Origin of the sequence: Actinomycetospora termitidis, assembly GCF_030286555.1 — a bacterium.
GTDB classification, from domain to species: Bacteria; Actinomycetota; Actinomycetes; order Mycobacteriales; family Pseudonocardiaceae; genus Actinomycetospora; species Actinomycetospora termitidis.
Genome location: NZ_JASVWF010000001.1, coordinates 552,732 through 575,738, shown reverse-complemented (window position 1 = coordinate 575,738; position 23,007 = coordinate 552,732). Strand labels below are relative to the sequence as shown.

Genomic DNA, 23,007 nt, shown 5'->3' with positions numbered 1-23,007 from the left:
TCGAAGGAGAACATCCATGGGTCAGGTCCGTGTGGCCGTCGTCGGCGTGGGCAACTGCGCCGCCTCGTTGGTCCAGGGCGTCACGTACTACGCCGACGCCGACCCGGCCGCCCGCGTGCCGGGTCTCATGCACGTCGACTTCGGCGGGTACCACGTCCGGGACCTCACCTTCGTGGCGGCGTTCGACGTCGACGCGAAGAAGGTCGGGCAGGACCTGGCCGAGGCGATCACCGCCAGCGAGAACAACACGATCAAGATCGCGGACGTGCCGCCGACTGGGGTGATCGTCCAGCGCGGGCACACCCACGATGGCCTGGGCCGGTACTACCGCGAGACGATCACCGAGGCCGACGACGAGCCGGTCGACGTGGTCGCCGCGCTGCGCGAGGCCCGCGCCGACGTGCTCGTCTCCTACCTCCCGGTGGGGTCCGAGGAGGCCGACAAGTTCTACGCGCAGTGCGCGCTCGACGCCGGCGTCGCCTTCGTCAACGCCCTGCCCGTGTTCATCGCCTCCGACCCGGAGTGGGCGCAGAAGTTCACCGACGCGGGCGTGCCGATCGTCGGCGACGACATCAAGTCCCAGGTCGGCGCGACCATCACCCACCGGGTGCTGGCCAAGCTCTTCGAGGACCGCGGCGTCCAGCTCGACCGCACGATGCAGCTCAACGTGGGCGGCAACATGGACTTCAAGAACATGCTCGAGCGCGAGCGCCTGGAGTCCAAGAAGACGTCGAAGACCCAGTCGGTCACCTCGCAGGTCGACCGCGACATGGGCAAGGACAACGTCCACATCGGCCCGTCGGACCACGTTCCGTGGCTCGACGACCGCAAGTGGGCCTACGTCCGCCTCGAGGGCCGCGCCTTCGGCGACGTGCCGCTGTCGCTGGAGTACAAGCTGGAGGTCTGGGACTCCCCGAACTCGGCCGGGATCATCATCGACGCCGTCCGCGCGGCGAAGATCGCGAAGGACCGGGGGATCGGCGGCCCGCTGCTCGGCGCCTCGTCGTACTTCATGAAGTCCCCGCCCGAGCAGTACCGCGACTCGGTGGCCTACGAGCGGGTCGAGGCCTTCATCCGCGGCGAGGACTGAGCTCTTCCCGCGCCCCGAGTTGAGCGAAGGGCCCCTTCGGTCGAGTAGATGGGCCGTGGGCGCCCATCGCCAATTCGTTCGGCGGGACCGGCGGTTGAGCGAAGGGCCCCTTCGGTCGAGTAGATCGACGGAAGGGGCCCTTCGCTCGTTCCGGGTCAGATCACGACGACGGCGGGTCGCGGGCGCAGGCGGGCCTGCTCGAGGGCGTCCCGGAGCTTGCGGCGGACCGCGGCCGGGTCGTCCCGCAGTTCTCTCGGCGTCACGGGGACGACGACGATCCCGGCGGCGATCATCTCGGCCTGCCGCCGCATCGTCGCGTCGAACGTCGCGAGATCGGCGTGGTGGGCGAACGAGTGGAGCTCGATGGCGAGGGCGACCCCGTCGAGGAAGCCGTCCGCGACGAACTTCTGACCATTCGGCAGGCGGAGCGCGACGTTCCAGCGGATCGCCGTGAACTCCGGCATCGCCCGCACCATCTCGCGCAGCCAGCCCTCCGCAGCGGAGCGGATCCCGTCCTCGAGCTCGACGACGACCTGACGCACGAGGGCGGCGCCGCGACCCGAGCCGGCCTCGAGTTCCGCACGCAGGGCCACGACGGTGACCATGCGGCGCTGGACCGCCTCGCACAGCAGCGCCCGCACCTCGTCGATCCGCATCAGACGTCGGGCGGCGTCGACGAGAGCGCGGACCAGCGGCGCGCACCGGATGCCGTCCCGGACGACCGGGTTCGGGGGTAGTCGTGAGGTGCGTTCGACGAGGAGGAAGCCCTCGGACCGCCGCCGCTGCTCGTGCGGGATGAGGACGTGGACCTGGTCGTGGTCCGGGACCCGGTCGAGGCCGTACAGCCGACAGGCCGCGAGACCGGTGACCATGGCCTCGTCGCCCGCCACGAGCAGCGCGGCGACGAGCCGTTGGTGGACGGTCAGGACGCCGCGGACCAGGGCGACGAGGCCCTGCAGCGGATGCCACCACATCCCGCCGGCCTTGCGGCAGCGGAACGCGATGGTGCTCGACGGGACGCCGAGCGCGAGGAGGGTTCGGACGAGGATGAGGTTCGACGGGGCGGCGTCGGACACCGCGTTCCAGTCGACCTTGGTACGTGGGGGCACACAGGGGCTGACGCAGCCCGGGCCGCCCTGGATCCATCGTCGTCAGCGAAGGGCGCCCACCGGCGGGTCTATTGAGCGAAGGGGCCCTTCGCTCAGCCGAGCCGGAGGGCGGCGCCGTTGGCGAAGGGCGCCCACGGCCCACCTATTCGAGCGAGGGTGCCCTTCGCTCGACGTGGCTTCAGGGGACCACGTTCACCAGACGGCCGGGCACGACGATGACCTTCTTCGGCTCCGCGCCCCCGAGGATCTCCGCGATCTTCTCGTCGGCCAGGGCCGCCGCCCGGATCTCGTCCTCCGACGCCGTGGTCGGCACCGTGATCCGGGAGCGCACCTTGCCCTTGACCTGGATCGGGTAGACGACCGACTCCTCGACCAGCAGGGACGCGTCGGCGACCGGGAAGTCGGCGTACGCCAGCGAGGTCGGGTGGCCCAGCTTCGACCACAGCTCCTCGGCGAGGTGCGGGCAGAGCGGCGCGAGCATCAGCACGAGGGGTTCGGTCACCGAGCGGGGGCACCCGCCGTCGGGATAGGTCTTCGTCAGGTGGTTCGACAGCTCGATCAGCTTCGCGGCACCGGTGTTGTAGTGCAGGGCCGGGAAGTCGGTGCGCACGCCGTCGATGGTCCGGTGCAGCAACCGCAGGGTCTCGTCACCGGGCTCGGCGGAGGAGACCCGCAGCGACCCGTCCTGCTCGTCGACCAGCAGCCGCCACACGCGCTGCAGAAAGCGCTGCGAGCCGACGACGTCGCGGGTCGACCACGGGCGCGACGCCTCCATCGGACCCGTCGACATCTCGTAGAGCCGGAAGGTGTCGGCCCCGTAGGTCGCGCACATCTCGTCCGGGGTCACGACGTTGCGCAGCGACTTGCCCATCTTCCCGTACTCGCGGGACACGGGCTCGCCGTTCCACGTGAATCCGCCGCCCTCGGCCTCGACGACCTCCTCGGCCGGCACGTAGACCCCGCGCGCGTCCGTGTAGGCCCACGCCTGGATGTAGCCCTGGTTGAACAGCCGCCGGAACGGCTCCGAGGACGACACGTGGCCCAGGTCGAACATCACCTTCTGCCAGAACCGGGCGTACAGCAGGTGCAGCACCGCGTGCTCGACGCCGCCGACGTACAGGTCGACCCCGCCCGGGTCGCCCGCGCCGAAGACCTCGGGGCGCGGTCCCAGCCAGAACCGCTCGACGTCGGGGTCGACGAAGCGCTCGGTGTTGGTCGGGTCGAGGTAGCGCAGGTGGTACCAGCACGAGCCGGCCCACTGCGGCATCGTGTTCGTCTCGCGGACGTAGTCCGCCCAGCCCCGCTCCGGGTCGGAGGCCAGGTCCTCGCCGAACGCCACCCACTCGCCGGCCCGGGCCAGCGGCGACTCCGGCGCGGAGTCCCGGTCGTCGGGCGCGAAGGTCTTCGGCGCGTACTCGTCCACGTCGGGCAGCAGCACCGGCAGGTCGGAGTCGGGGAGCGCGCGCGGGATCGACGGCCCACCGTCGGTCTCGCCCTCGGCGGCGTAGGCCACCGGGAAGGGCTCGCCCCAGTACCGCTGCCGGCTGAACAGCCAGTCGCGCAGCTTGTACTGCACGACGGCCTCGCCGTCGCCGCGCTCCGCCAGCCACGCGATGATCGTCGACTTCGCCTCGTCGACGCCCAGCCCGTCCAGGGACACCTCGGAGTTCGCGGAGTTGATCGCCGCACCCGCGCCGGTGTACGCCTCGCCGTCGAAGTCCTCCGGCGGCTGAACGGTGCGCTTGATCGGCAGGCCGAACACCGTCGCGAAGTCCCAGTCGCGCTGGTCCTGCCCAGGGACGGCCATGATCGCGCCGGTGCCGTAGCCCATCAGCACGTAGTCGGCGACGAACACCGGCAGCGGCTCGCCGTTCACCGGGTTGGTCGCCCACGCCCCGGTGAAGACACCGGTCTTGTCGCGGGCCTCCTGACGCTCCAGGTCCGAGCGTGAGGCGACGACGCTGCGGTAGCCCACCACCGCGTCCGCCGGCGTCTCGGCGCCCCCGGTCCAGCGGCCGTCGAGCTCCTCACCGGTCCCGGGCTGCGGCCACGCGGCAGGCAGGATCGCGTCCACGAGCGGGTGCTCCGGCGCCAGGACCAGGTAGGTCGCCCCGAAGAGCGTGTCGGGCCGCGTCGTGAAGACCTCGATCGGCGCGGCGGAACCGGCGACGCCGAACCGCACCGACGCACCCTGCGAGCGCCCGATCCAGTTCCGCTGCATCGCCTTGACCGACTCCGGCCAGTCGACGCCGTCCAGGTCGTCGGCCAGGCGGTCGGCGTACGCGGTGATCCGCATCATCCACTGGCGCAGGTTGCGCCGGAAGACGGGGAAGTTGCCGCGCTCGGAGCGCCCGTCGGCGGTGACCTCCTCGTTGGAGAGCACCGTGCCCAGCGCCGGGCACCAGTTGACCGGCGCGTCGGCCAGGTAGGCCAGGCGGTGGCCGTCCAGGACGCGGTCCTGCTCGGGGCGCGTGAGCGCGTCCCACGACCGCCCGTCGGGAAGAGCGCGCGTCCCGGCGGCGAACTCCGTCTCCAGCTCGGTGATCGGGCGCGCCCGGTCCTGCGCGACGTCGAACCACGAGCCGTGGATCTGCAGGAAGATCCACTGCGTCCAGCGATAGAACTCGACGTCCGTGGTCGACACGGACCGCCGCTTGTCGTGCGCCAGCCCCAGACGGCGGATCTGCGCGCGGTAGCGCTCGACGTTCGCCTCGGTGGTGGTCCGCGGGTGCGTCCCGGTCTGCACCGCGTACTGCTCCGCGGGCAGGCCGAAGGCGTCGAAGCCCATCGTATGCAGCACGGTGCGCCCGGTCATCCGCAGGAAGCGGCCGAGCACGTCGGTGCCGATGAAGCCCAGCGGGTGCCCGACGTGCAGCCCCGCACCGCTCGGGTACGGGAACATGTCCATCAGGTAGTACTTCTCGGCCGGGTCCAGCGTCTCGCCGTCGGACAGCGGGCCGGAGGGGTTCGGCGTCTCGAACGTGCCCTCGGCCTCCCACCGGTCCTGCCAGCGGGCCTCGATCTCGTTCGCCAGCGCGGCGGTGTACCGGAACGGGGGCACGGCGGCCCCGGGAGTCTCCCGCCGGGCGACGTCGGGCTGGGCGGTCACGGCTTCCTCCTGGTCACCACTGGCCTCCGGCGCGATCGACAGCCGGGGCGGGGCCGGGTCCCTCGGGGACCGGCGATACGACCATCGAGCCTACTCTGGGGCCATGGTCGTCCCCGTGCTGGCCGCCGTGCTCGTCGTCGCGGCACTCGCCGTCGGTGTCGTCGGAGTTCTCGCCGCGACGCACCGCCTCCCGCGCAACCGCGTGATCGGCGTGCGCACGGGCTGGACGATGGCGCGCGTCGACGCGTTCCGCCGGGCCAACCGGGTCGCCGCGCCGGCGTTCGTCGGCGCCGGGGTGCTGGGACTGGCCGCGGGCGTCGCGGCGATGGTGAGCCCGGTGACGACGGCGGCCGTGACGCTGCTCGTCGTCGGCGCGCTCGGGCTGGTGGTGCTGCTCGGGGTCGGCGGCGCCGTCGGTGGTCGCTACGCCGAGGCGGACCGCGCGGCGACGCTCGAGGCCGAGAACCGCCCCGCACAGCCTTGCTCCGTCCCGGTTCCCGACGACGGCTGCGGGGCGGCCGAGCAGTCGGCCTGCGCCGGCTCGTGCGCGATCTGCCCGCGCAGCAGCTCGTAGCTCACCAGCCCCAGGTGCCCGGCCCGCCCTTGAACGGGCCGACGACGTCGCCGGTGATCCACCCGCCGTAGAAACCGCCGGGCTGCGGGACCACCCGCTCGCCGTCGAGCGTGATCTCGTCGAACGGGGCGGGGTACAGCGACACGCGGTCGGCGAGCTCCGGGTAGGTCGCGCTGACGTCACCCTCCGGGTACCACCAGCCGATCCCGTCCAGGGTCACGCCCGGCAGCACGACGTCGACGTACCGGGCCGTCCCCTTCCACTCGCACACGGTCCGCCGGTCGGCCGGTCGCAGCACGCCGTCCGGGAACGCGGTGCGCGACAGGTAGAACGTCGGCGGGTGGCTGGTCTCGAGGACCCGCACCAGGTCGTCGGTGTCGACCACGACCGTGCCCGCGTGCGTGATCACGCACCGGCGCCCGTCCCGCTCCGCCCGTGGCGGTCGCGGGTAGTCCCACACCGACTCCTGACCAGGCCCGGGCTCCTCGCGTCGCACGCCGCCACGGTAGGCGCACCTAGGGTGCGGCGCGTGTCCGACGAACACGCGCCGCCCCCGGTCGAGGTGCTCGGCGAGCGGCTCAAGGAACGGATCTACGCGCTGCTCTCCGTCGTGGCGGTGACCGCGGGGCTCGCGCTGGGCGACACGCACAGCGCGGTCGCCGCGGCCGCATCCGTCGCGGCGACCGCCGCGGGGCTCTGGCTCGCGACCGTGGCGGCCGACCAGCAGTCGCACCGCGTGCTGTACGGCAGGCTCGCCCGCGGCCACGACCTCGGGCACATGCTCTACGTCACCTCGCCGCTGCTCACGGCGGCGATCGGCCCCCTGATCATGGTCGGGCTGGCCGCCCTGGGCGTGCTGCCGTTGGTGACGGCGCTGTGGGTCTCGGTCGGGGTGGACGCGGCCGCGCTCTTCGCGTGGGGCCTGCTCGCCGGGCGCCGGATGGGTGCCGGTCTCTTCCCGGCGCTGGTCTCCGGCGCGGTCAACCTCGTGATCGGCGGGCTGGTGGTGGCGGTGAAGCTGCTCGCCCACTGACGGGCGGTCAGTTCCGCGTCGGCTCCGAGACGTGCGTGGCCAGCAGCGCGAGCGGCACGCCCTGGCGGCGCAGCACGCCGCCCCACAGGTCGTAGCGCGCGGGGGCGAGGACGTCGTCGGGCAGCGCCGGCACGACGTACCAGTCACCGCGGGCGATCTCGCCCGCGAGCTGGCCCCGGTCCCACCCGGAGTAGCCGGCGAACACCCGCAGGCCGCGCACCCGAGGGGCGAGGGCCTCCGGGTCGCCGTCGAGGTCCACCAGCGCCACCGGTCCGCGGACCCCGACCACGCCCGCCGTCGCGCCCGGGTCCTCCCCGGTGCGCAGGGCGGCGAGGCAGAGGGCGGTCTTCTGCTCGACCGGCCCGCCGACGAACACCGCGCTCGGCCGCGAGGTGTGCGGACCCCACGTCGGCAGGACGTCGGACACCGCGACCTCGCTGGGCCGGTTGAGGATGACGCCGAGCGTCCCCTCGCGCCGGTGGTCGATCACGAACACGACCGTGCGGACGAAGTTGGGGTCGGTCAGGGAGGGCGCGGAGACCAGGAGCGTGCCCGCCTCCACCGGCTGGGCCGACCGTTCGGCTGGCTCGTCGCGGGTTCCCTCGGCCACGTCCCCATCGTGGCACCACCGCCCGGCGACGGTCAGCCCGACCGCCCCCGCTGCGAGCACCTCACACCCGCCTGGCGGACACCCGCGGTGACGACCTCTACCGCGCCCTCCCGGCACCCGCGTCGGGCCGCGTAGCGTGCGGTGCCGTGCTCGCCCCGCCCGACCGGACGCCCCCCGAGCGCGGCCGTCGTCGGGACCTCGCGGCGCAGCCCGGGTTCCTGCGGCTGCTGACGATCCGGCTGGGCGCGCAGTGGGGCGACGGCGTCTTCCAGGCCGCCCTCGGCGGGGCCGTGCTGTTCAACCCCGAGCGCCAGTCCGACCCCGTCCTCGTGGCGCTCGGGCTCGCCGTCGTGCTGATGCCGTACTCCCTGGTCGGACCCTTCGCGGGCGCGCTGCTCGACCGGTGGGACCGGCGCCGGGTGTTCATCGTGGCGGGCGGGCTGCGCGCGGTGCTGACACTCGTGACGGCGGCGGTGGTCGCGGCCGGCGTGACCGGGCCCGCGCTCTACCTCGGCGCCCTGACGACGATCGGGGTCAGCCGGTTCGTGCAGGCGGGCCTGTCCGCCGCGCTGCCGCACGTCGTCGCGCCCCGGCGGCTGGTGGCGGCGAACTCCCTGGTGACGACGAGCGGGGCGGTGGCGGCCGCTGTCGGCGCCGCGTGCTCGTTCGCGCTGACGGGCCTGATCGGCGCGGGCGACGCGCAGTCCGGGATCGCGGCGGCGGCGTCGGTCGTCGGTTCGGTGGTGATCGTGACCGTGGCGGTCGGCTTCGCGCGCGGCTCGCTGGGTCCCGACGACCCGTCCGAGGCGGCCCGGGCGCTGAAGGCCGTCGCCCTGGGCCTCGTCGACGGGGCCCGGGCGGCCCGCGAGGCGCCCGGGGTGGTGGCCGCGTTCTGGGCGGTCGCCGCGCACCGGCTCGCCTTCGGCGTCGCGACGCTGGTGATGCTCCTGCTCATGCGCAACGGCCTCACCGACTGGGGACCGCTGCAGGCCGGCGTGGCCGGGCTCGGCGAGACGGTCGTCGCGGCGGCCGCCGGACTCGGGGTCGCGGCCGTGGTGACGCCGTGGCTGACCGCCCGCGTCGGCCGGCCCGCGACCGTCCGGATCATGCTCGTCCTGGCCGTGCTCGCCCTGCTCACGCTCGGCCTGCCGATGACCCTCCCGACGATCCTCGGCGCGGGCTTCGTCCTCGGCCTCGTGGGGCAGGCGATCAAGCTGTGCTCCGACGCGGCCGTGCAGCGCGAGGTCGACGACGCCCGCCGTGGACGCGTGTTCGCCCTCTCCGACACGGTCTTCAACGTCACCTACGTGCTGGCCGTCGCCGCGGCCGCGCTGCTCGCCCCGTTCGACGGGCGCTCGGTCGGCCTGGTCGTGCTCGCTGCGGGGCTCTACGTGCTCGGGCTCGTGGTCCACGAGATCGCGCTGCGCCGCGGCGTCCCGGTCGGGGACACCCGCGGGCCCGACGGCGGGGCGGCCGAGGATCAGGGCGGCACCCAACCCGGCGCGCCCTCGGCGACCTCGACGTCGACGGCCCCGTCGGAGTCGGTGTCCGCGAGCAGCACGTCCCAGCGCCCGGCCGCCGACGACGACGCGTAGGCGCTCTCGAACCGGCCGTCGCCGTCGTGGTCGACGAGCAGCTGGTCGGCCCGGTCGTCGCCGTCGAGGTCGCAGACGACCTCGCGGGTCGCGGGGTCGTCGTCCACGTCCGCCCACCCGCCGTCGGGAACGCCGTCGCCGTCGGTGTCCCGCTCCGCGGCGACCTCACCCGCCCGGCCGCGCACGTCGGAGAAGCCCAGCCGCGACGGCTCCGCGCGGCCGTCCCACACGCCGCGGCCGGACGGGTCGGTGAAGGCCCGCTCGGGCCGCCCGTCGTCGTCGAGGTCGAGCAGGGCGCGGTCGGCGACGCCGTCGCCGTCGGAGTCCCACAGCGCGTCGTCGACCCGCCCGTCACCGTCGAAGTCGAGCGCGACCGCGTCCGGCGCGCCGCCGCCCACCGTCCGGTCGGCCGGTGAGCGGTGGCGGTGGACCGGCCCGTGGCCGGTGCCGAAGTGGTAGGTGATCACACCGGTACCGACTCCCGGCGCCCGTGATCGGTTCCGGGCCTGTCCGTACCACCCGCGAATGTGACGTCCAGCGTCAGCATGGCCGCAGTGCTGACGTCACTGGGCACCTCAGGAGTCGAGGATCCCCTCCGCGCGCGCCCACGCCAGCAGCTCGGCCTCGGCCTCGTCCCGATCGAGCGGGCCCTTCTCCAGGCGCACGTCCTTGAGGTGCCGCCACGCCTTCCCGACGACGGGTCCGGGCCCGACCCCGAGCAGCTCCATGATCGCGTTGCCGTCGAGGTCGGGGCGCACCCGCGCGAGGTCCTCCTGCTCGGAGATCCGCGCGATCCGCTCCTCGAGGTCGTCGTAGGTGCGCTGCAGGGCCGCGGCCCGCCGCTTGTTGCGGGTCGTCGAGTCCGAGCGGACCAGCTGGTGCAGCCGGTCGAGCAGCGGGCCCGCGTCGGTGACGTAACGCCGGACGGCGGAGTCGGTCCACTCGCCCTTGCCGTAGCCGTGGAAGCGCAGGTGCAGGAACACGAGCTGCGAGACGTCGTCGATCAGCTGCTTCGGGTAGCGCAGCTCGCGCAGCCGCTTGCGGGTCATCTTCGCGCCGACCACCTCGTGGTGGTGGAAGCTGACGCGGTTCCCCGGCTCGACCTTCCGCGTCGCCGGCTTGCCGATGTCGTGCAGCAGGGCCGCGAGGCGCAGCGTCAGGTCCGGGCCGTCGGTCTCCCGGTCGATCGCCTGCTCCATGACGGTGAGCGAGTGCTCGTAGACGTCCTTGTGCTGGGCGTGCTCGTCGATCTCCAGACGCATCGCCGGGACCTCGGGCAGCACGGCCTCGGCGAGCCCGGTCCCGACCATCAGCTCGATCCCGGCCCGGGGGTGCGCGCCGAGCAGCAGCTTCGTCAGCTCGGCCTGCACCCGCTCGGCGGTGATCCTGGCGAGCTGCGGGGCCATCGCGACCATCGCCTCGCGCACCCGCGGCGCCACCGTGAACCCGAGCTGGGAGACGAACCGGGCCGCGCGCAGCAGCCGCAGCGGGTCGTCGGCGAAGGAGCGCTCGGGTTCGATCGGGGTGTCGAGCACGCCGCGGGCCAGGGCCGCGAGCCCGCCGCACGGGTCGACGAACGTGCGGTCGGGCAGCGAGACGGCCATGGCGTTGGCCGTGAAGTCCCGGCGCACCAGGTCGCCCTCGACGGTGTCGCCGAAGGCGACGACGGGATTGCGGGAGACGCCGTCGTAGGTGTCCGCCCGGAAGGTCGTGACCTCGAGCGTCACGCCGTGCCGCGCCAACCCGATCGTCCCGAACTCGATCCCGGTGTCCCAGACCGCCTCGGCCCAGCCCGACACGATCTTCTTGACCCGGTCCGGACGGGCGTCGGTGGTGAAGTCCAGGTCGGCCGACAGGCGGCCCAGCAACGCGTCCCGGACGCTGCCCCCCACGAGGTACAGGCGGTGCCCGGCGTCGGCGAACCGCCGACCGAGCTCGTCGGCGACGGGCGAGTAGCGCAACAGCTCCACCACGGCAGTCTGACCGGCGTCGCGGTCGGCGTGCTGCTCGTTTCCGGCGTTCTCGACGGCAGGTGGAGCGGTCTGGACGGGTCCGGGCACGGCGGGACAGCCTATCGCGCGGCCCACCCGGACCACCCGGTGAGGGGCGCCGGCCGGGCCTCGTCACGACCCCGTCGGACGTCCGTCGGCCGTACCATCACGGAATGCCCCCGTCGCCGCGCCGACCCGCCGACCGCCGTCGGCGCGGTCCCCGGCGGCGCATGCGCACGGTGGACGAGTTCTCCGCGGGTGGCCTCGTCGTGGACGCCGAGCAGGGCGCCGCGGCGCTGATCGGGCGCCTGGACCGGCGCGGGCGGCTCCTGTGGTCGCTGCCCAAGGGCCACATCGAGGAGGGCGAGACGGCGGAACAGGCGGCGGTGCGCGAGGTCGAGGAGGAGACCGGCATCATCGCGGCCGTGCAGGCCCCGCTCGGCAGCATCGACTACTGGTTCGTCGCCGAGGACCGCCGGGTGCACAAGACGGTCCAGCACTTCCTGCTGACGGCCCGGGGCGGCGAGCTCTCCGACGAGGACGTCGAGGTCACCGAGGTCGCGTGGGTGCCGCTGGCCGAGCTCGGGTCGCGCCTGGCCTACGCCGACGAGCGGCGCCTGGTGCGGCTGGCGGCGGAGATCCTGGAGGAGTCCGCGTGATCGCTGGAGGGGCCCGGCGGACCCTCCTGCACCTCCTGGTCACGGCGGTGGTCGCGCTCCTCCCCGCCCTGGTGACGGCGGGCGGCGCCCACGCGGCCCCGCGGCAGGGCCCGACGGGCACCGTGACCCTCACCGTGGACGCCGCCCCCCGGGTCGTCGGACCCGAGACCACCGAGGTGACGATCACCGGGCGCGTGACCAACCGCGGGCCGGTCCCGGTCCGCGACCTGGGCGTCCGGGTCCAGCGCGGCGCCGCGGTGGCCGCGGACCGGGAGGTGGACCGCGCGCTGGGCGGGGCGATCTCCCCGGACCCGTCCGCCGGTGCCCCGCCGTTCACCCCCGTCGCGGGCGTGCTCGACCCCGGCGACGAGGCCCCGGTGACGCTGCGGGTGCCGCCGGCCGCCCTCGCACTGCCCGGTCCCGGCGTCTACCCGCTGGTCGTCGAGGTGAACGGCACCCCGGGCACCGACACCGCGCCGGAGCGGCTCGCCGCCCTGCGGTTCCTGCTGCCCGTGACGGGGCTGCCCGGCCGGCCCGCGGCCGCCCCGACGCCGGGCGCGGTCTCACTGCTCTACCCGCTCTCCGACCGGCCCCGGCGCCTCGCGGTGCCGCCCGGGAGCCCCACCCTGCTCGCGGACGACTCGCTGGCCGCGTCGTTCGCACCGGGCGGCCGCCTGGACGGGCTGGTCACCGCCCTGGCCCGCGCCGCCCCGCCCGGCAGCCCCGCCGCCGCCGCGACCTGCCTCGCCGTCGACGCCGACCTCCTCGAGACCGCCCGGGACATGAGCGCGGGCTACGAGGTGACCAGCCCGACCGGCCCGCGTCCGGGGACGGGTGCCGACGCGGCCGGTCGCTGGCTGGCGGCGGTGCAGGCGACCGCCCGGGGCCGGTGCGTGGTCGCGCTGCCCTACGCCGACGCCGACCTGCTCGCGACCAGCCGCGGGAACATGAGCGACCTGACGACGTCCGCACGGACGCTCGGGGAGCGCCGCACCGCGGACCTGCTCGGGGTCAGCCCGGTCCCGGGGACGACCGTCCCGGTCGGCGGCCTGCTCGACGAGCGGAGCCTGGCCGACCTCGTCACCGGCGGCGCCCGCGCGCTCGTCGTCGACGGGTCCACGCTGACCGGGGGCGTCCCGCCCGGCGGCACCGGTCGCTTCGCCGGCGGCGACGGCAGCACGCTCGCCGTCGCGACCGACCCGCTCGCGGCCCGCGCCCTCGCCGAGGACCCCGCCACCGGGCCGGCCGGTGGGGCCCTGGCCACGCAGGACGCGCTCGCCGTCACCGCGCTGCGCTCCCTGGCCGGGCCGGACCAGCCGCCCGCGCCGCCCCGCACGACGGTCCTCGCCCCGCCCCCGGTGTGGGGCGCCGACGCGACCGCGGCCGCGGCCCTGCTCGCCGGCATCACCGACCTCGCCCGGCGCGGGCTCGTCGTCCCCACCGACGTCGGCACCCTCGTGGCGCGCACGGCCGGCACGGCGGCCCCCGTGGCCCTCGGTCCCGGTGACCGGGCCGCCGTCTCGGACCAGTCCCCGGCGATCCTGGATGAGATCCGGGGAGTGCGCGACGACCAGCGGGACCTGCTCGCCGCGAGCCGCCAGGACCGGGCGGGCGCACCGACCCCGTCGGACTACGTGCAACCGCTCACCGGGGCGCTGCTGCGGAGCCTCTCGGCCGCCGGCCGCGGCGACCCCGCGCTGCAACGGGCCGCGGCCGACGACGTCGCCGCCCAGATGCGCACCCTGCGCGGCATGGTCCGGGTGATCCAGCCCGCCGGGACCTACTCGCTGGGCTCCAGCGACGCGCCGCTGCTGCTCACCGTCGAGAACCAGCTCCCGGTCGCCGTCGACGTCACCGTGGCGCTGGAGCCGACGCCGGGCGTCCGCGCGTCCCCGGTCGGAGTGCGCCAGGTGCCCGCCTTCGGGAGCTACCAGTTCCAGGTGGCGCTCGACGTCGAGCGCAGCGGGCCGTTCACGATCGACGCGACGGCCCGCACGCCCGGGGGAGAAGCGCTCGGACCCACCGCTCGTCTGCTGCTGAGATCGACCGCCTACGGCACGATCACGGTGTGGTTGACCGCGTCCGCAGCCGTCGTGCTGGTGATCCTGGCGAGCCTGCGGGTGGCGCTGCGGGTCCGGACGGCCCGGCGCGAGCAGCGGTCCCGGCGCAGACGTCGGTCCACGACGCCGAGCGACGGTCCGGACGGGGGTCCGACGGACACGACGGGGCCGGGCGGGGCGGGGACGACCGAGGACGGCGACCGTCCGCTGCAGGCGCGATGACCGGCCGCCCCGGTCGGGGGACCTCCGGCGCCGGACCGGCGCCCGACGCTCCCCAGCCGTCCCACGACACCTCCCCCCACGACCCGGACGAGTACGTCGTCGTCCCGCCGCCGCCCGCGCCGGTCGACGAGCCGTCCCCGGGGCCGGCGTCCCCGCCGCCCGGTGGGCACGGGCCCCCGCGGCCGCCCGAGCGGCCGGCCCCACCCGCGGGCCGGGGTCCGACGGGTCCGGGTCACGGCACTGTTCCGGGTCACGGCCCCGGTCCGGGCCAGGTCCCGCCGGCCGGGCCGCGGCCACCGTCCGGGGCCCCGTCAGGTCCGCCGCCGGCCGGGCCGCCGCGCGCCCCCGACGCCCGCACCGCGCCGCCCGAGCCCCGCACGGAGCCGGCGCGACGACCCCCGCCGCCCGGACCGCCCGGATCGGCCGGGTCAGCGGGTCCACCGCCCCCCGGGGCCCCGCCGGCGCCCCCGCTCCGGGGAGGCCGCCCACCCGGGACCGCCCACCCGCCGTCGGGAACCCCGGGACCGCCGCCCCCGGGAGCGGCACCCCTGCCCGGGCCGGTGCCCTCGCCCGGCCCGATGCCGCCCGGCGGCTCCCGCACGCCCGACCCGGGCGCCACCCGCCCGCTCGGCGCGCAGCCGCGCGACGCGGCCACGGTGCCCGCGCGCGCTCTCCGGCACCCCGACCGCCCGGGGACCGCGCCGGACGACGACTCCACCCGGACCGCGCCCGCCCGCGTCGAGGAGGCGACCACCCGGCTCGCCGCCCTCGCCGACCCCGACGCCACGGTCGCCCGGGGAGCCCCGCTCGCGTCGTGGACCGTGGGCGACTCCCGCGACGAGACCGTCCTGCTGCCGCGCCCGCCGCTCGAGCAGGACGCCCCCGCCGTCCCGGCCCCGCGCACCCCCAGCGACGACCGGGACGACTCGTCCCTGGTCAAGGCCTCGGGCGGGATGGCGATCGCGACGCTGGTGAGCCGACTCACCGGCTTCCTGCGCACGCTCGCGCTGGCGGCGACGATCGGCCTGGAGCTGGTCGGCAGCGCGTTCCAGATCGCGAACACGCTCCCGAACATCATCTTCGAGCTGCTGCTCGGCGGGGTCCTGACCAGCGTCGTCATCCCGGTCCTGGTGCGGGCCGCCAAGGAGGACGGCGACGACGGGGACGAGTTCGCCCGGAAACTGCTCTCCGGTGCGGCGGTGGCGCTCGCCGTAGCGACCACGCTCGCCGTCGTCGCCGCGCCCCTGCTCGTCCTGCCCTACATCGAGAACGAGGCGTACCGCCCGCTCGCGGTCGACTTCGCGTACCTGCTCCTGCCGCAGATCTTCTTCTACGGGATGGGGGCGCTGTTCGGCGCGATCCTCAACGCCCGCGCGGTGTTCGGTCCGGCGGCGTGGGCCCCGGTGCTGAACAACGTCGTCGTCCTCGCGGCGCTCGCCGTGTACTGGTTCCTGCCGAGCCCGCCCGACGGCGGGATCTCCACCACGCAGCTGCTGGTGGTGGGGTTGGGCAGCACGCTGGGCATCGTGCTGCAGGCGGCGGTGATGCTGCCCGCGATGCGTCGGACCGGCTTCCGCTGGAAATGGCGCTTCGGCTGGGACCCGCGGCTGTCCGCGTTCGGCGGGCTGGCCGCCTGGGTGGTCGCCTACGTGATCATCTCGCAGGTCGGGCTGACGGCGATCCTGCGCGTCGCGCTGTCCTCCGACCCCGGCGGACCCTCGGTCTACGCGAACGCCTGGCTGCTGATCCAGGTGCCCTACGGCGTCCTGGGCGTCTCGCTGCTCACCGCCCTGATGCCGCGGATGAGCGCCGCCGCCGCGAACGGCCGCCTCGACCAGGTGGTGGCCGACCTGTCCCTGGGCTCCCGGCTCTCGACGGTCACGCTGCTGCCGGTCAGCGCCATCCTCACGGTGTTCGGCTCCCAGCTCGGCATCGCGATGTTCTCGCTCGGCAAGTCCGGCGGCGCGTCCGCGGCGACCCTGGGCGCGACGCTGTCGGCCTCGGCCTTCGGGCTGCTGCCGATGGCGGTCGTCATGCTGCAGCTGCGCGTCTTCTACGCGATGGCCGACGCGCGGACACCCACGCTGATCATGGTCGTGATGACCGCGGTGAAGGTGCCGCTGGCCTACCTGTGCCCCGTCCTGCTCCCACCGGAGCAGGTGGTGCTCGGGCTCGCCGCCGTGAACGCCTTCGGGTTCGTGGTCGGGATGGTGACCGGCGACATCTGGCTGCGGTCACGGCTCGGCCGGCTGGACACCCGGCGCGTCCTGCGCACGATGCTGCTCACCGGCCTGGCGTCGGTGATGGCGGTGCTGGTCGCGGTCCTGCTGGTCACGCTGCTCGAACGGCTGCTGCCCGGGACGGGGGCCGTCGGGCGGGCCTGGTTGACCGTGGTGCTCGGCGGCGTGGTCTCGCTGGGCGTCCTCGCGGTCGCGATGCGGCTGCTGCGCGTGCCGGAGCTCGATCCCGTCGTCACCCGGTTGCGACGCCTGGTCGGGCGTTGACCCGAGCGGGGGAACCACGTCGCGGTTGCGCCACGGTGAGAGGCGTCGCGCCCGGGCCTGCGTCCACGACGCGGGGGCGGGTGTCCCGTAGGCTCGCCGCGTGACGTGATCCCGGGTCGCCGGGCCGTGGTGCCGTCACGGGTGGGGCGAGCCCGGAGGTGAGGGGTGGACGACGCGATGAGCGGGCGACGAGTGCCGGTCCCGGCCCCGTCCCGGCCCGGCTCGGGCGCCGTCGTCGACCCGGCGGAGACCGCCGACCCCGGGGGATCCGGGAGCGGGCCCGTCGACCCGCCCGCACCCGCCGTCGGGAACAGTGTCGAGGACGACGGGACGGAGCCCGCCGCGCCCGAACCGGACGACGACGGTGAGGTCGCGGCCGCGTCGGAGCCCGACGCGCCGACCACGGCCGTCCCGCCCGTCGCGGAGACACCGCCGCGGGGGAACGCCGCGGCCCCGTCCGGGCACGGTCTCGACGGCCCGACCACCCTCCTGCCCGACGGCCCCCGCCGGGGCGGCACCGGGGGCCGCACGGCCGGCACCCGGCGCGGCACCCGCCGGCCGACGCCGCCGCCCGGGCCACGCCCGCCGTCGTCGGGCCCGATCCCGGTCGGGCGGAACGGCGCCCTCGTACCCGGCACCGTGATCGCCGACCGCTACCGGCTCGTCGCCGAGGTCGGCCGCGACCGGCCGGCCGACGCCGCGCTCTGGAAGGCGCGGGACACGACGCTCGAGCGCGACGTCGCGATGACCCTGCTGGTCGGGGGCTGGCAGGCGGACGCGCGGGCGTCCTCCGCGCTGTCCCGGGCGACCCGCTCCGCGCACTTCTCCCACCGCCACGCCGCGCGGGTCCTCGACGTCATCCAGCCCGGGTCGAGCCGCCTGCCCGCCGGGGTCCTCGGCGCGGCCGTGGCCGAGTGGACCCCGGGGCGGGACCTCGCCGAGCTCGTGGCCGGCGGCCCGCTCTCGCCGAGCGCGGCGCTGCGCGTCGTCGAACCCCTCGCCCAGGCGGTCGCGGACGCCCACCGGGCCGGGCTGGTCCTGGGTCTGGACCACCCGCAGCGCGTCCGCGTCACGTCGCGGGCGAACGCCCGGTTGGCCTTCCCGATGCCGCGCGGTGACGCCGAGGTCGACGACGACGTCCGCGGTCTCGGCGCGACGCTCTACCTGCTCCTGACGGGGCGCTGGCCCTCCACCGACGGGAGCACCCCGGCCGGGCTGAAGGCGGCCCCGCGCGGGGCGTCCGGCGCGGTCGCCCCGATCCGCGACCTGCGCCCGGCGCTCCCGGTCGGGCTCGCGGCGCTGGTCGACCGGACCCTCGACGCCACGGGCGGCATCCGCACCGCCGCCGCCGTGCACGGGCTGATCCGCCAGCTGCGCGAGGGCGCCGAGGACGACGGCGTGCTGCTGCCCCTGACCGAGGACGGCGTCCAGCTCGCCGACGACGACGGCGCGGTCTGGCACCCCGACGACGAGGACTCCGAACGGCAGGACCCGTCCACCCGCCGCAAGCTGCGGATCGGGGTGACGCTGCTCGTCGTCGCCGTGCTCGCGATCGTCGCGTTCGTGGCCTTCCAGGCGGTCTCGCTGCTCGGCGGCGGACCGTCCTCCGGGCCCCCGTTGGTCATCCCGACCTCCGCGCCGCCCGCCCCGGCCCCGTCGGCACCGGCCGTGCCGGCGGTCCCCGCGGCGCCGGCGGCGCCGAGCGGCCCCGTGCAGCTCGCGAGCATCGCGGTCTACGACCCGTCCGGGAACCCCGACAACCCGGACCGGGTCGGTCGCGCCGCAGACAACGACCCGTCGACCACCTGGTCGACCTCCGACTACCGCCAGCAGTTCCCGTCGCTCAAGCCCGGCATCGGGCTCATGACGACGTTCCGGGCCCCGGCCAGGCCGGCGCAGGTCGTCGTCCGGTCGCCCAGCCCGGGCACGACGATCGAGATCCGGTCCGCGGCCGCCCCGAACCTGCCGTTGGCGCAGACCCAGCTGCTCGGCACGGGCACCGTCTCCGGGGACACGACGACGATCCCGCTGCAGGCCGGGACACCGACCGGCAACCTGCTGGTGTGGATCACCGGGCTCGCCCCGTCCGACGGCAACTACTCCAGCGAGATCGCCGAGGTCACGGTGATCGGCGCCGGCTGACCGGCCGGGTTCGGTCAAACCGCCCCTGTCCCCGGCGCGGGCCGCCTAGCGTCCGCTCCCGTGGACGACGACCGCTCCGACGAGGCGCTGCTGGTCGCGCACGTCGCGGGTGAGCCGCTGGCCTTCGACGAGCTCGTGCGGCGCTACCGCGACCCGCTGTGGGCCTACGCGGTGCGGATCGTGCGGGACCAGCACGACGCCGCGGACGTCGTCCAGGACGCGATGCTCTCGGCGTTCCGGCACGCCGGGCGGTGGCGCGGGGAGGCCTCCGTGCGGACCTGGTTGCACCGGATCGTCCACCACGCGGCGCTCGACCGGTTGCGGCGCCGTCGGCACCGCAGCGCCGCCCCGCTCACCGCCGCGCTCGACGTGCCCCTGCGCCGGGACCCGATCGTCGACCGCGAGCGGGTCCTCGCCGTCGAGGAGGCCCTGGGGCGGCTCCCGCTCCCGCAGCGCGCGGCCGTCGTGCTGGTCGACATGGAGGGCATGACGGTGGCCGAGGCGGCCGCGGTGCTGGAGGTCAAGGAGGGCACGGTGAAGAGTCGGGCGGCGCGGGGACGGTACCGGCTGGCGCTCCTGCTCGGGCACCTGCGACCCGGGGGCGCGTCGGCCGGGGACCGATCGGGGCGGATCGGGAACGATCCGGGGTCCGGCGACGTCCGAGCCCCGGGAGGCCACGTGCGCAGCCCGACGGGAGGAGAGCGATGAGCGAGCGGTCGGCCGGGGGAGGGGGAGCACCCGGCGACGCGGGGCCGGTGGACGCGGCGACGCGGCACGGCGACGGGGAGGCGCCCGGGCCCGGCGAGGAGGAACTCTTCGCCGCCCTCGACCGCACCCGGGCCGACCTGGCCGCCGCGCCCCGTCCCGCGGCGCCGGCCGGGTTCGCGGACGCCCTCGCCGCCGCCGTCGCGGCGGAGCGCGCCGCCGGGACCACGGACGGCGGCGCGGCGGGGCCGGGTCCCACCCGGTCGCCCCGGGTCGGCCGACCGCGTCGGCGTCGGTTCCTGGCCGCGGGGCTGCTCGCCGCCGCCGCGGCCGCCGTCGTCGTGGGGGTCCTGGGCGTGTCCGCCGGCGGGCCCGCCCCGTCGCCCGCCCCGACGGCCGCCCCGTCGCCCGCCCCGGACCCCGGCCGGCCGGTCGTCCTGGCGTCCGGGGAACTCCCGCGGGCGTGGCGCTCGGGCCTCGGTGCCCGCGACGGCGGCCCGCTCGCCGACCCGGCCGCACGGACCGGCTGCCTGGTCGCCCACGGCCTGCCCGCGGGCACGGTGCCGGTCGGTGCCCGCGCCGTGGTCCTGGACGGACGCCCCGGGACGCTCTACGTGCTGCCCACCGGCCGCGCGGCCGAGTTCCGCCTGCTCGTCGTGGGTCCCGACTGCGCCCCGGGCTCGCCGGACGGGCTCGCCGACGTCACCGTGGGCGGGTGAGTGGTCCGGGCGACACCCGGTGGGGAATCCTGGGGCGGTGGGCGACGTTTCAGCGGACGTGAGTGAGCAGACGATCCACGACGTGATCATCGTGGGTTCCGGACCGGCCGGCTACACCGCGGCGACCTACGCGGCACGGGCGCAGCTCGACGTCGTGGTCTTCGAGGGCAGCCAGTTCGGTGGTGCTCTCATGACCACCACGGAGGTCGAGAACTACCCCGGGTTCGCCGAGGGCATCATGGGCCCGGAGCTCATGGACCAGATGCGCCGCCAGGCCGAGCGCTTCGGCGCCGACCTGCGCCCCGCCGACGTCGACGCCCTGGATCTCGCCGGTGACGTCAAGACCGTGACGGTGGGCCGCGAGCAGCACCGGGCCCGGTCGGTCGTCCTCGCGATGGGAGCGGCGCCGCGTTACGTCGGCGTCCCCGGCGAGGAGCGCCTCCTGGGCCACGGCGTCAGCGCCTGTGCGACCTGTGACGGCTTCTTCTTCCGCGACCACGACATCGTGGTCGTCGGCGGCGGCGACTCCGCGATGGAGGAGGCCACGTTCCTGACGCGGTTCGCCCGATCGGTGACGATCGTGCACCGTCGTGAGGAGTTCCGGGCCTCGGGGATCATGCTGGAGCGCGCCCGCGCCAACGACAAGATCCGCTTCCGGACGAACGCCGTCGTCACCGAGGTGCTCGGGGACGGCGCCGTGACCGGCGTGCGGGTGCGGGACGTCGTCACCGGCGAGGAGGACACCCTGGAGGCGACCGGCATGTTCGTCGCCATCGGGCACGACCCGCGGTCGGCGCTGCTCGCCGGCCAGGTCGACACCGACGACGAGGGCTACGTCCTCGTCGAGCACCCGAGCACCTACACGAACCTGCCCGGCGTGTTCGCGTGCGGTGACCTCACCGACAAGACCTACCAGCAGGCCGTCACGGCCGCGGGCAGCGGTTGCACGGCCTCGATCGACGCCGAGCGCTGGCTCGCCGAGAACCCGGCGACCGGTACGCCGGCCACGTCGCCCAAGCCCGGTGCGGGCACCGAGCTCACCCCCGAGCTCGACGCCGTCCCGGCGTCCTGACCGACCCGGAACCACCGACCCGTCCACGACCCGAAGGAGCCCCCATGGGCAGCCCGATCAACGTCACCGACTCCACGTTCTCGGACGAGGTGCTGAACAGCGACAAGCCGGTCGTCGTCGACTTCTGGGCGACCTGGTGCGGGCCGTGCAAGATGGTCGCGCCGGTGCTCGAGGAGATCGCCCAGGAGCACGGCGACAAGATCACCGTGGCCAAGCTGGACATCGACCAGAACCAGGCCACCGCGCGTGACTACCAGGTCATGTCGATCCCGACGATGATCGTCTTCCAGGGCGGCAAGCCGGTGAAGCAGATCGTGGGCGCGAAGCCGAAGGCCGCGCTGCTCAACGACCTCTCCGACGTGCTTGCCTGAGCCACACGGCACCACCGACGCCGGGTCCGGACCTCGTCCGGGCCCGGCGTTCGTCGTCGGAGGGCCCGTCCCCGGTCGCGACCGTCCCCGGGACCCGCCCGGGGACGGCGAACCCGAACCGTGACCCTCCGGCGCGGGCCCGATGCCGGGTGTGCGCGGGGTGACAGGGCACAATGAGGTCCGAGTGAATCGGTCCGGCCGACGGCACGACAGTGCGCCGCCGGGTGCGGGCCGGATCACCGGCAGGGGATCGGACTTCGACGGGAGCAACCGAATGCAGCTGCTCAGCCGCGGCGACACCGGTCCGGCGGTCGCCGAGGTCCGCGCAGCGCTCGAGGGCCTGGGCCTGCTCGAGCCGGCGGACGCGGCGCACTCCGTGTTCGACGCCGCGCTGTTCGACTCCGCGCTCGAGGACGCCGTCCGCGCCTTCCAGCAGAACCGTGGGCTGATCACCGACGGGGTGGTCGGGTCGGCCACCTACCGTGCCCTGCGGGACGCCCGCTGGTCGCTGGGCGACCGCATGCTCTGCCTCCAGGCGACCAGCATGATGACCGGCGACGACGTGTCCTCCCTGCAGGAGCGCCTGCTCGAGCTGGGCTACGACTCCGGGCGGGCCGACGGTGCCTTCGGGCGCCAGACCGAGCAGGCCCTGCGCAGCTTCCAGCGCGACTACGGCATGGCCCCGGACGGCATCTGCGGTCCCCGCACCCTGCGCCACCTCGGCTACCTGGGCCGGAAGGTCACCGGCGGACGTCCCGGCCTGCTGCGCGAGCAGGAACGTCTGCACCGCGCCGGGCCCCGGTTGTCCGGCAAGCGGATCGTCATCGACCCCGGCCACGGCGGCCCCGTCCCCGGCGTCGCCGTCGGCGAGGTCACCGAGGCCGGGCTCGTGTCCGACATCGCCCGCCGCCTCGAGGGCCGGATGTCCGCGGCCGGCATGGAGGCACTGCTCTCGCACGGCCCGCAGGACTGCCCGACCGACGCCGAGCGGGCCGGGTTCGCCAACTCGGCCGGCGCCGACGTCGTGCTCTCCCTGCACGTCGACGCGAACGCCAGCCCGGCGGCCAACGGGCTCGCGGCCTTCCACTTCGGCACCGGGACCGGCGCCACCTCGACCGTCGGCGAGGCCCTCGCGGGCTACATCCACCGTGAGCTGCTCGCACGCACCCGGATGCTCGACTGCGGCGTGCACCCGCGGCCGTGGGAGCTGCTTCGCCTCACCCGGATGCCGGCCGTGCGCATCGAGCTCGGCTACCTCACCAACGCCGGGGACCGTGCGGCCCTGCTCGACCCGGCGTTCCGCGACGTCGTCGCCGAGGGGATCCTCGTCGCGGTCAAGCGGCTCTACCTGCTCGGGCAGAACGACAAGCCCACCGGGACGTTCACCTTCTCGGACATCCTCCAGCGCGAGGAAGGCAGCCCGATCGGCGCGTAGTCCGGCA

General features: G+C 75.3%; 19 protein-coding genes. 13 read left to right on the top strand and 6 right to left on the bottom strand.

Features of this window, described 5'->3' with window-relative positions; all coding sequences use genetic code 11:
- Positions 1-16 precede the first annotated feature (16 nt).
- A complete protein-coding gene (locus tag QRT03_RS02845) occupies positions 17-1,090 on the top strand; it encodes an inositol-3-phosphate synthase (RefSeq protein ID WP_286050945.1) in 1,074 nt (357 codons plus the stop codon).
- A 155-nt stretch (positions 1,091-1,245) separates the two neighbouring features.
- Here QRT03_RS02845 and QRT03_RS02840 read toward each other — a convergent pair whose 3' ends face one another.
- Both QRT03_RS02840 and QRT03_RS02835 read right to left on the bottom strand, forming a co-directional pair.
- A complete protein-coding gene (locus tag QRT03_RS02840) occupies positions 1,246-2,166 on the bottom strand; it encodes a hypothetical protein (protein ID WP_286050943.1) in 921 nt (306 codons plus the stop codon).
- 211 nt (positions 2,167-2,377) lie between these two features.
- Positions 2,378-5,308: a leucine--tRNA ligase gene (locus QRT03_RS02835; protein ID WP_286050941.1), complete on the bottom strand. Its 2,931-nt coding sequence runs from the start codon at positions 5,306-5,308 to the stop codon at positions 2,378-2,380.
- A 103-nt stretch (positions 5,309-5,411) separates the two neighbouring features.
- Between QRT03_RS02835 and QRT03_RS02830 the strand changes: the two genes are divergently transcribed.
- Entirely contained in the window at positions 5,412-5,882 is a 471-nt protein-coding gene (locus tag QRT03_RS02830; protein ID WP_286050939.1) for an SdpI family protein, read from the top strand.
- 1 nt (position 5,883) lies between these two features.
- On the opposite strand, the gene QRT03_RS02825 is transcribed toward QRT03_RS02830, so the two are convergent.
- Complete coding sequence (locus tag QRT03_RS02825; protein ID WP_286050938.1) at positions 5,884-6,378, bottom strand: DUF427 domain-containing protein; 495 nt, start codon at positions 6,376-6,378, stop codon at positions 5,884-5,886.
- A 33-nt stretch (positions 6,379-6,411) separates the two neighbouring features.
- On the opposite strand from QRT03_RS02825, the gene QRT03_RS02820 reads away from it, so the two are divergent.
- Positions 6,412-6,915 carry a hypothetical protein gene (locus tag QRT03_RS02820; RefSeq protein WP_286050936.1) on the top strand — a complete coding sequence of 168 codons (504 nt, stop codon included), beginning with the start codon at positions 6,412-6,414 and terminating at the stop codon, positions 6,913-6,915.
- A gap of 7 nt (positions 6,916-6,922) precedes the next feature.
- On the opposite strand, the gene QRT03_RS02815 is transcribed toward QRT03_RS02820, so the two are convergent.
- On the bottom strand, positions 6,923-7,525 hold the full coding sequence (locus QRT03_RS02815; protein WP_286050934.1) for a YqgE/AlgH family protein: 603 nt from the start codon (positions 7,523-7,525) through the stop codon (positions 6,923-6,925).
- Between the two features lie 146 nt (positions 7,526-7,671).
- On the opposite strand from QRT03_RS02815, the gene QRT03_RS02810 reads away from it, so the two are divergent.
- Positions 7,672-9,120, top strand: a complete 1,449-nt coding sequence (locus tag QRT03_RS02810) for an MFS transporter (protein WP_286050933.1) — start codon at positions 7,672-7,674, stop codon at positions 9,118-9,120.
- Here QRT03_RS02810 and QRT03_RS02805 read toward each other — a convergent pair.
- Both QRT03_RS02805 and QRT03_RS02800 read right to left on the bottom strand, forming a co-directional pair.
- Entirely contained in the window at positions 9,006-9,587 is a 582-nt protein-coding gene (locus tag QRT03_RS02805) for a hypothetical protein (protein WP_286050932.1), read from the bottom strand. The two genes, QRT03_RS02810 and QRT03_RS02805, sit on opposite strands and share 115 nt — an antisense overlap.
- Positions 9,588-9,695: 108 nt before the next feature.
- Complete coding sequence (locus QRT03_RS02800) at positions 9,696-11,093, bottom strand: CCA tRNA nucleotidyltransferase (RefSeq protein WP_286052037.1); 1,398 nt, start codon at positions 11,091-11,093, stop codon at positions 9,696-9,698.
- A gap of 191 nt (positions 11,094-11,284) precedes the next feature.
- Here QRT03_RS02800 and QRT03_RS02795 point away from each other — a divergent pair, with 191 nt between their 5' ends.
- The 9 genes from QRT03_RS02795 to QRT03_RS02755 all read left to right on the top strand — a co-directional run bounded on the left by QRT03_RS02795 (position 11,285) and on the right by QRT03_RS02755 (position 23,000).
- The gene (locus tag QRT03_RS02795; RefSeq protein WP_286050930.1) at positions 11,285-11,770 is read left to right on the top strand and encodes an NUDIX hydrolase; all 486 of its coding nucleotides are present in this window, start codon (positions 11,285-11,287) and stop codon (positions 11,768-11,770) included.
- Positions 11,767-14,052 (top strand): DUF6049 family protein, encoded by a 2,286-nt coding sequence (locus tag QRT03_RS02790; protein WP_286050927.1) that lies wholly within the window; start codon positions 11,767-11,769, stop codon positions 14,050-14,052. The genes QRT03_RS02795 and QRT03_RS02790 overlap by 4 nt, the downstream gene beginning before the upstream one ends.
- A gap of 560 nt (positions 14,053-14,612) precedes the next feature.
- On the top strand, positions 14,613-16,556 hold the full coding sequence (gene murJ / locus QRT03_RS02785; protein WP_286050925.1) for a murein biosynthesis integral membrane protein MurJ: 1,944 nt from the start codon (positions 14,613-14,615) through the stop codon (positions 16,554-16,556).
- A gap of 177 nt (positions 16,557-16,733) precedes the next feature.
- Entirely contained in the window at positions 16,734-18,698 is a 1,965-nt protein-coding gene (locus QRT03_RS02780) for a protein kinase family protein (RefSeq protein ID WP_286050924.1), read from the top strand.
- Between the two features lie 60 nt (positions 18,699-18,758).
- A complete protein-coding gene (gene sigM, locus QRT03_RS02775; protein WP_286050923.1) occupies positions 18,759-19,406 on the top strand; it encodes an RNA polymerase sigma factor SigM in 648 nt (215 codons plus the stop codon).
- The gene (locus QRT03_RS02770) at positions 19,403-20,122 is read left to right on the top strand and encodes a hypothetical protein (protein ID WP_286050922.1); all 720 of its coding nucleotides are present in this window, start codon (positions 19,403-19,405) and stop codon (positions 20,120-20,122) included. The genes sigM and QRT03_RS02770 overlap by 4 nt, the downstream gene beginning before the upstream one ends.
- Before the next feature lie 58 nt (positions 20,123-20,180).
- Complete coding sequence (gene trxB, locus QRT03_RS02765) at positions 20,181-21,194, top strand: thioredoxin-disulfide reductase (protein WP_286050921.1); 1,014 nt, start codon at positions 20,181-20,183, stop codon at positions 21,192-21,194.
- 44 nt (positions 21,195-21,238) lie between these two features.
- The gene (gene trxA / locus QRT03_RS02760) at positions 21,239-21,565 is read left to right on the top strand and encodes a thioredoxin (RefSeq protein ID WP_285594427.1); all 327 of its coding nucleotides are present in this window, start codon (positions 21,239-21,241) and stop codon (positions 21,563-21,565) included.
- Between the two features lie 274 nt (positions 21,566-21,839).
- Entirely contained in the window at positions 21,840-23,000 is a 1,161-nt protein-coding gene (locus QRT03_RS02755) for an N-acetylmuramoyl-L-alanine amidase (RefSeq protein WP_286050919.1), read from the top strand.
- The last annotated feature ends 7 nt before the right edge of the window (positions 23,001-23,007 follow it).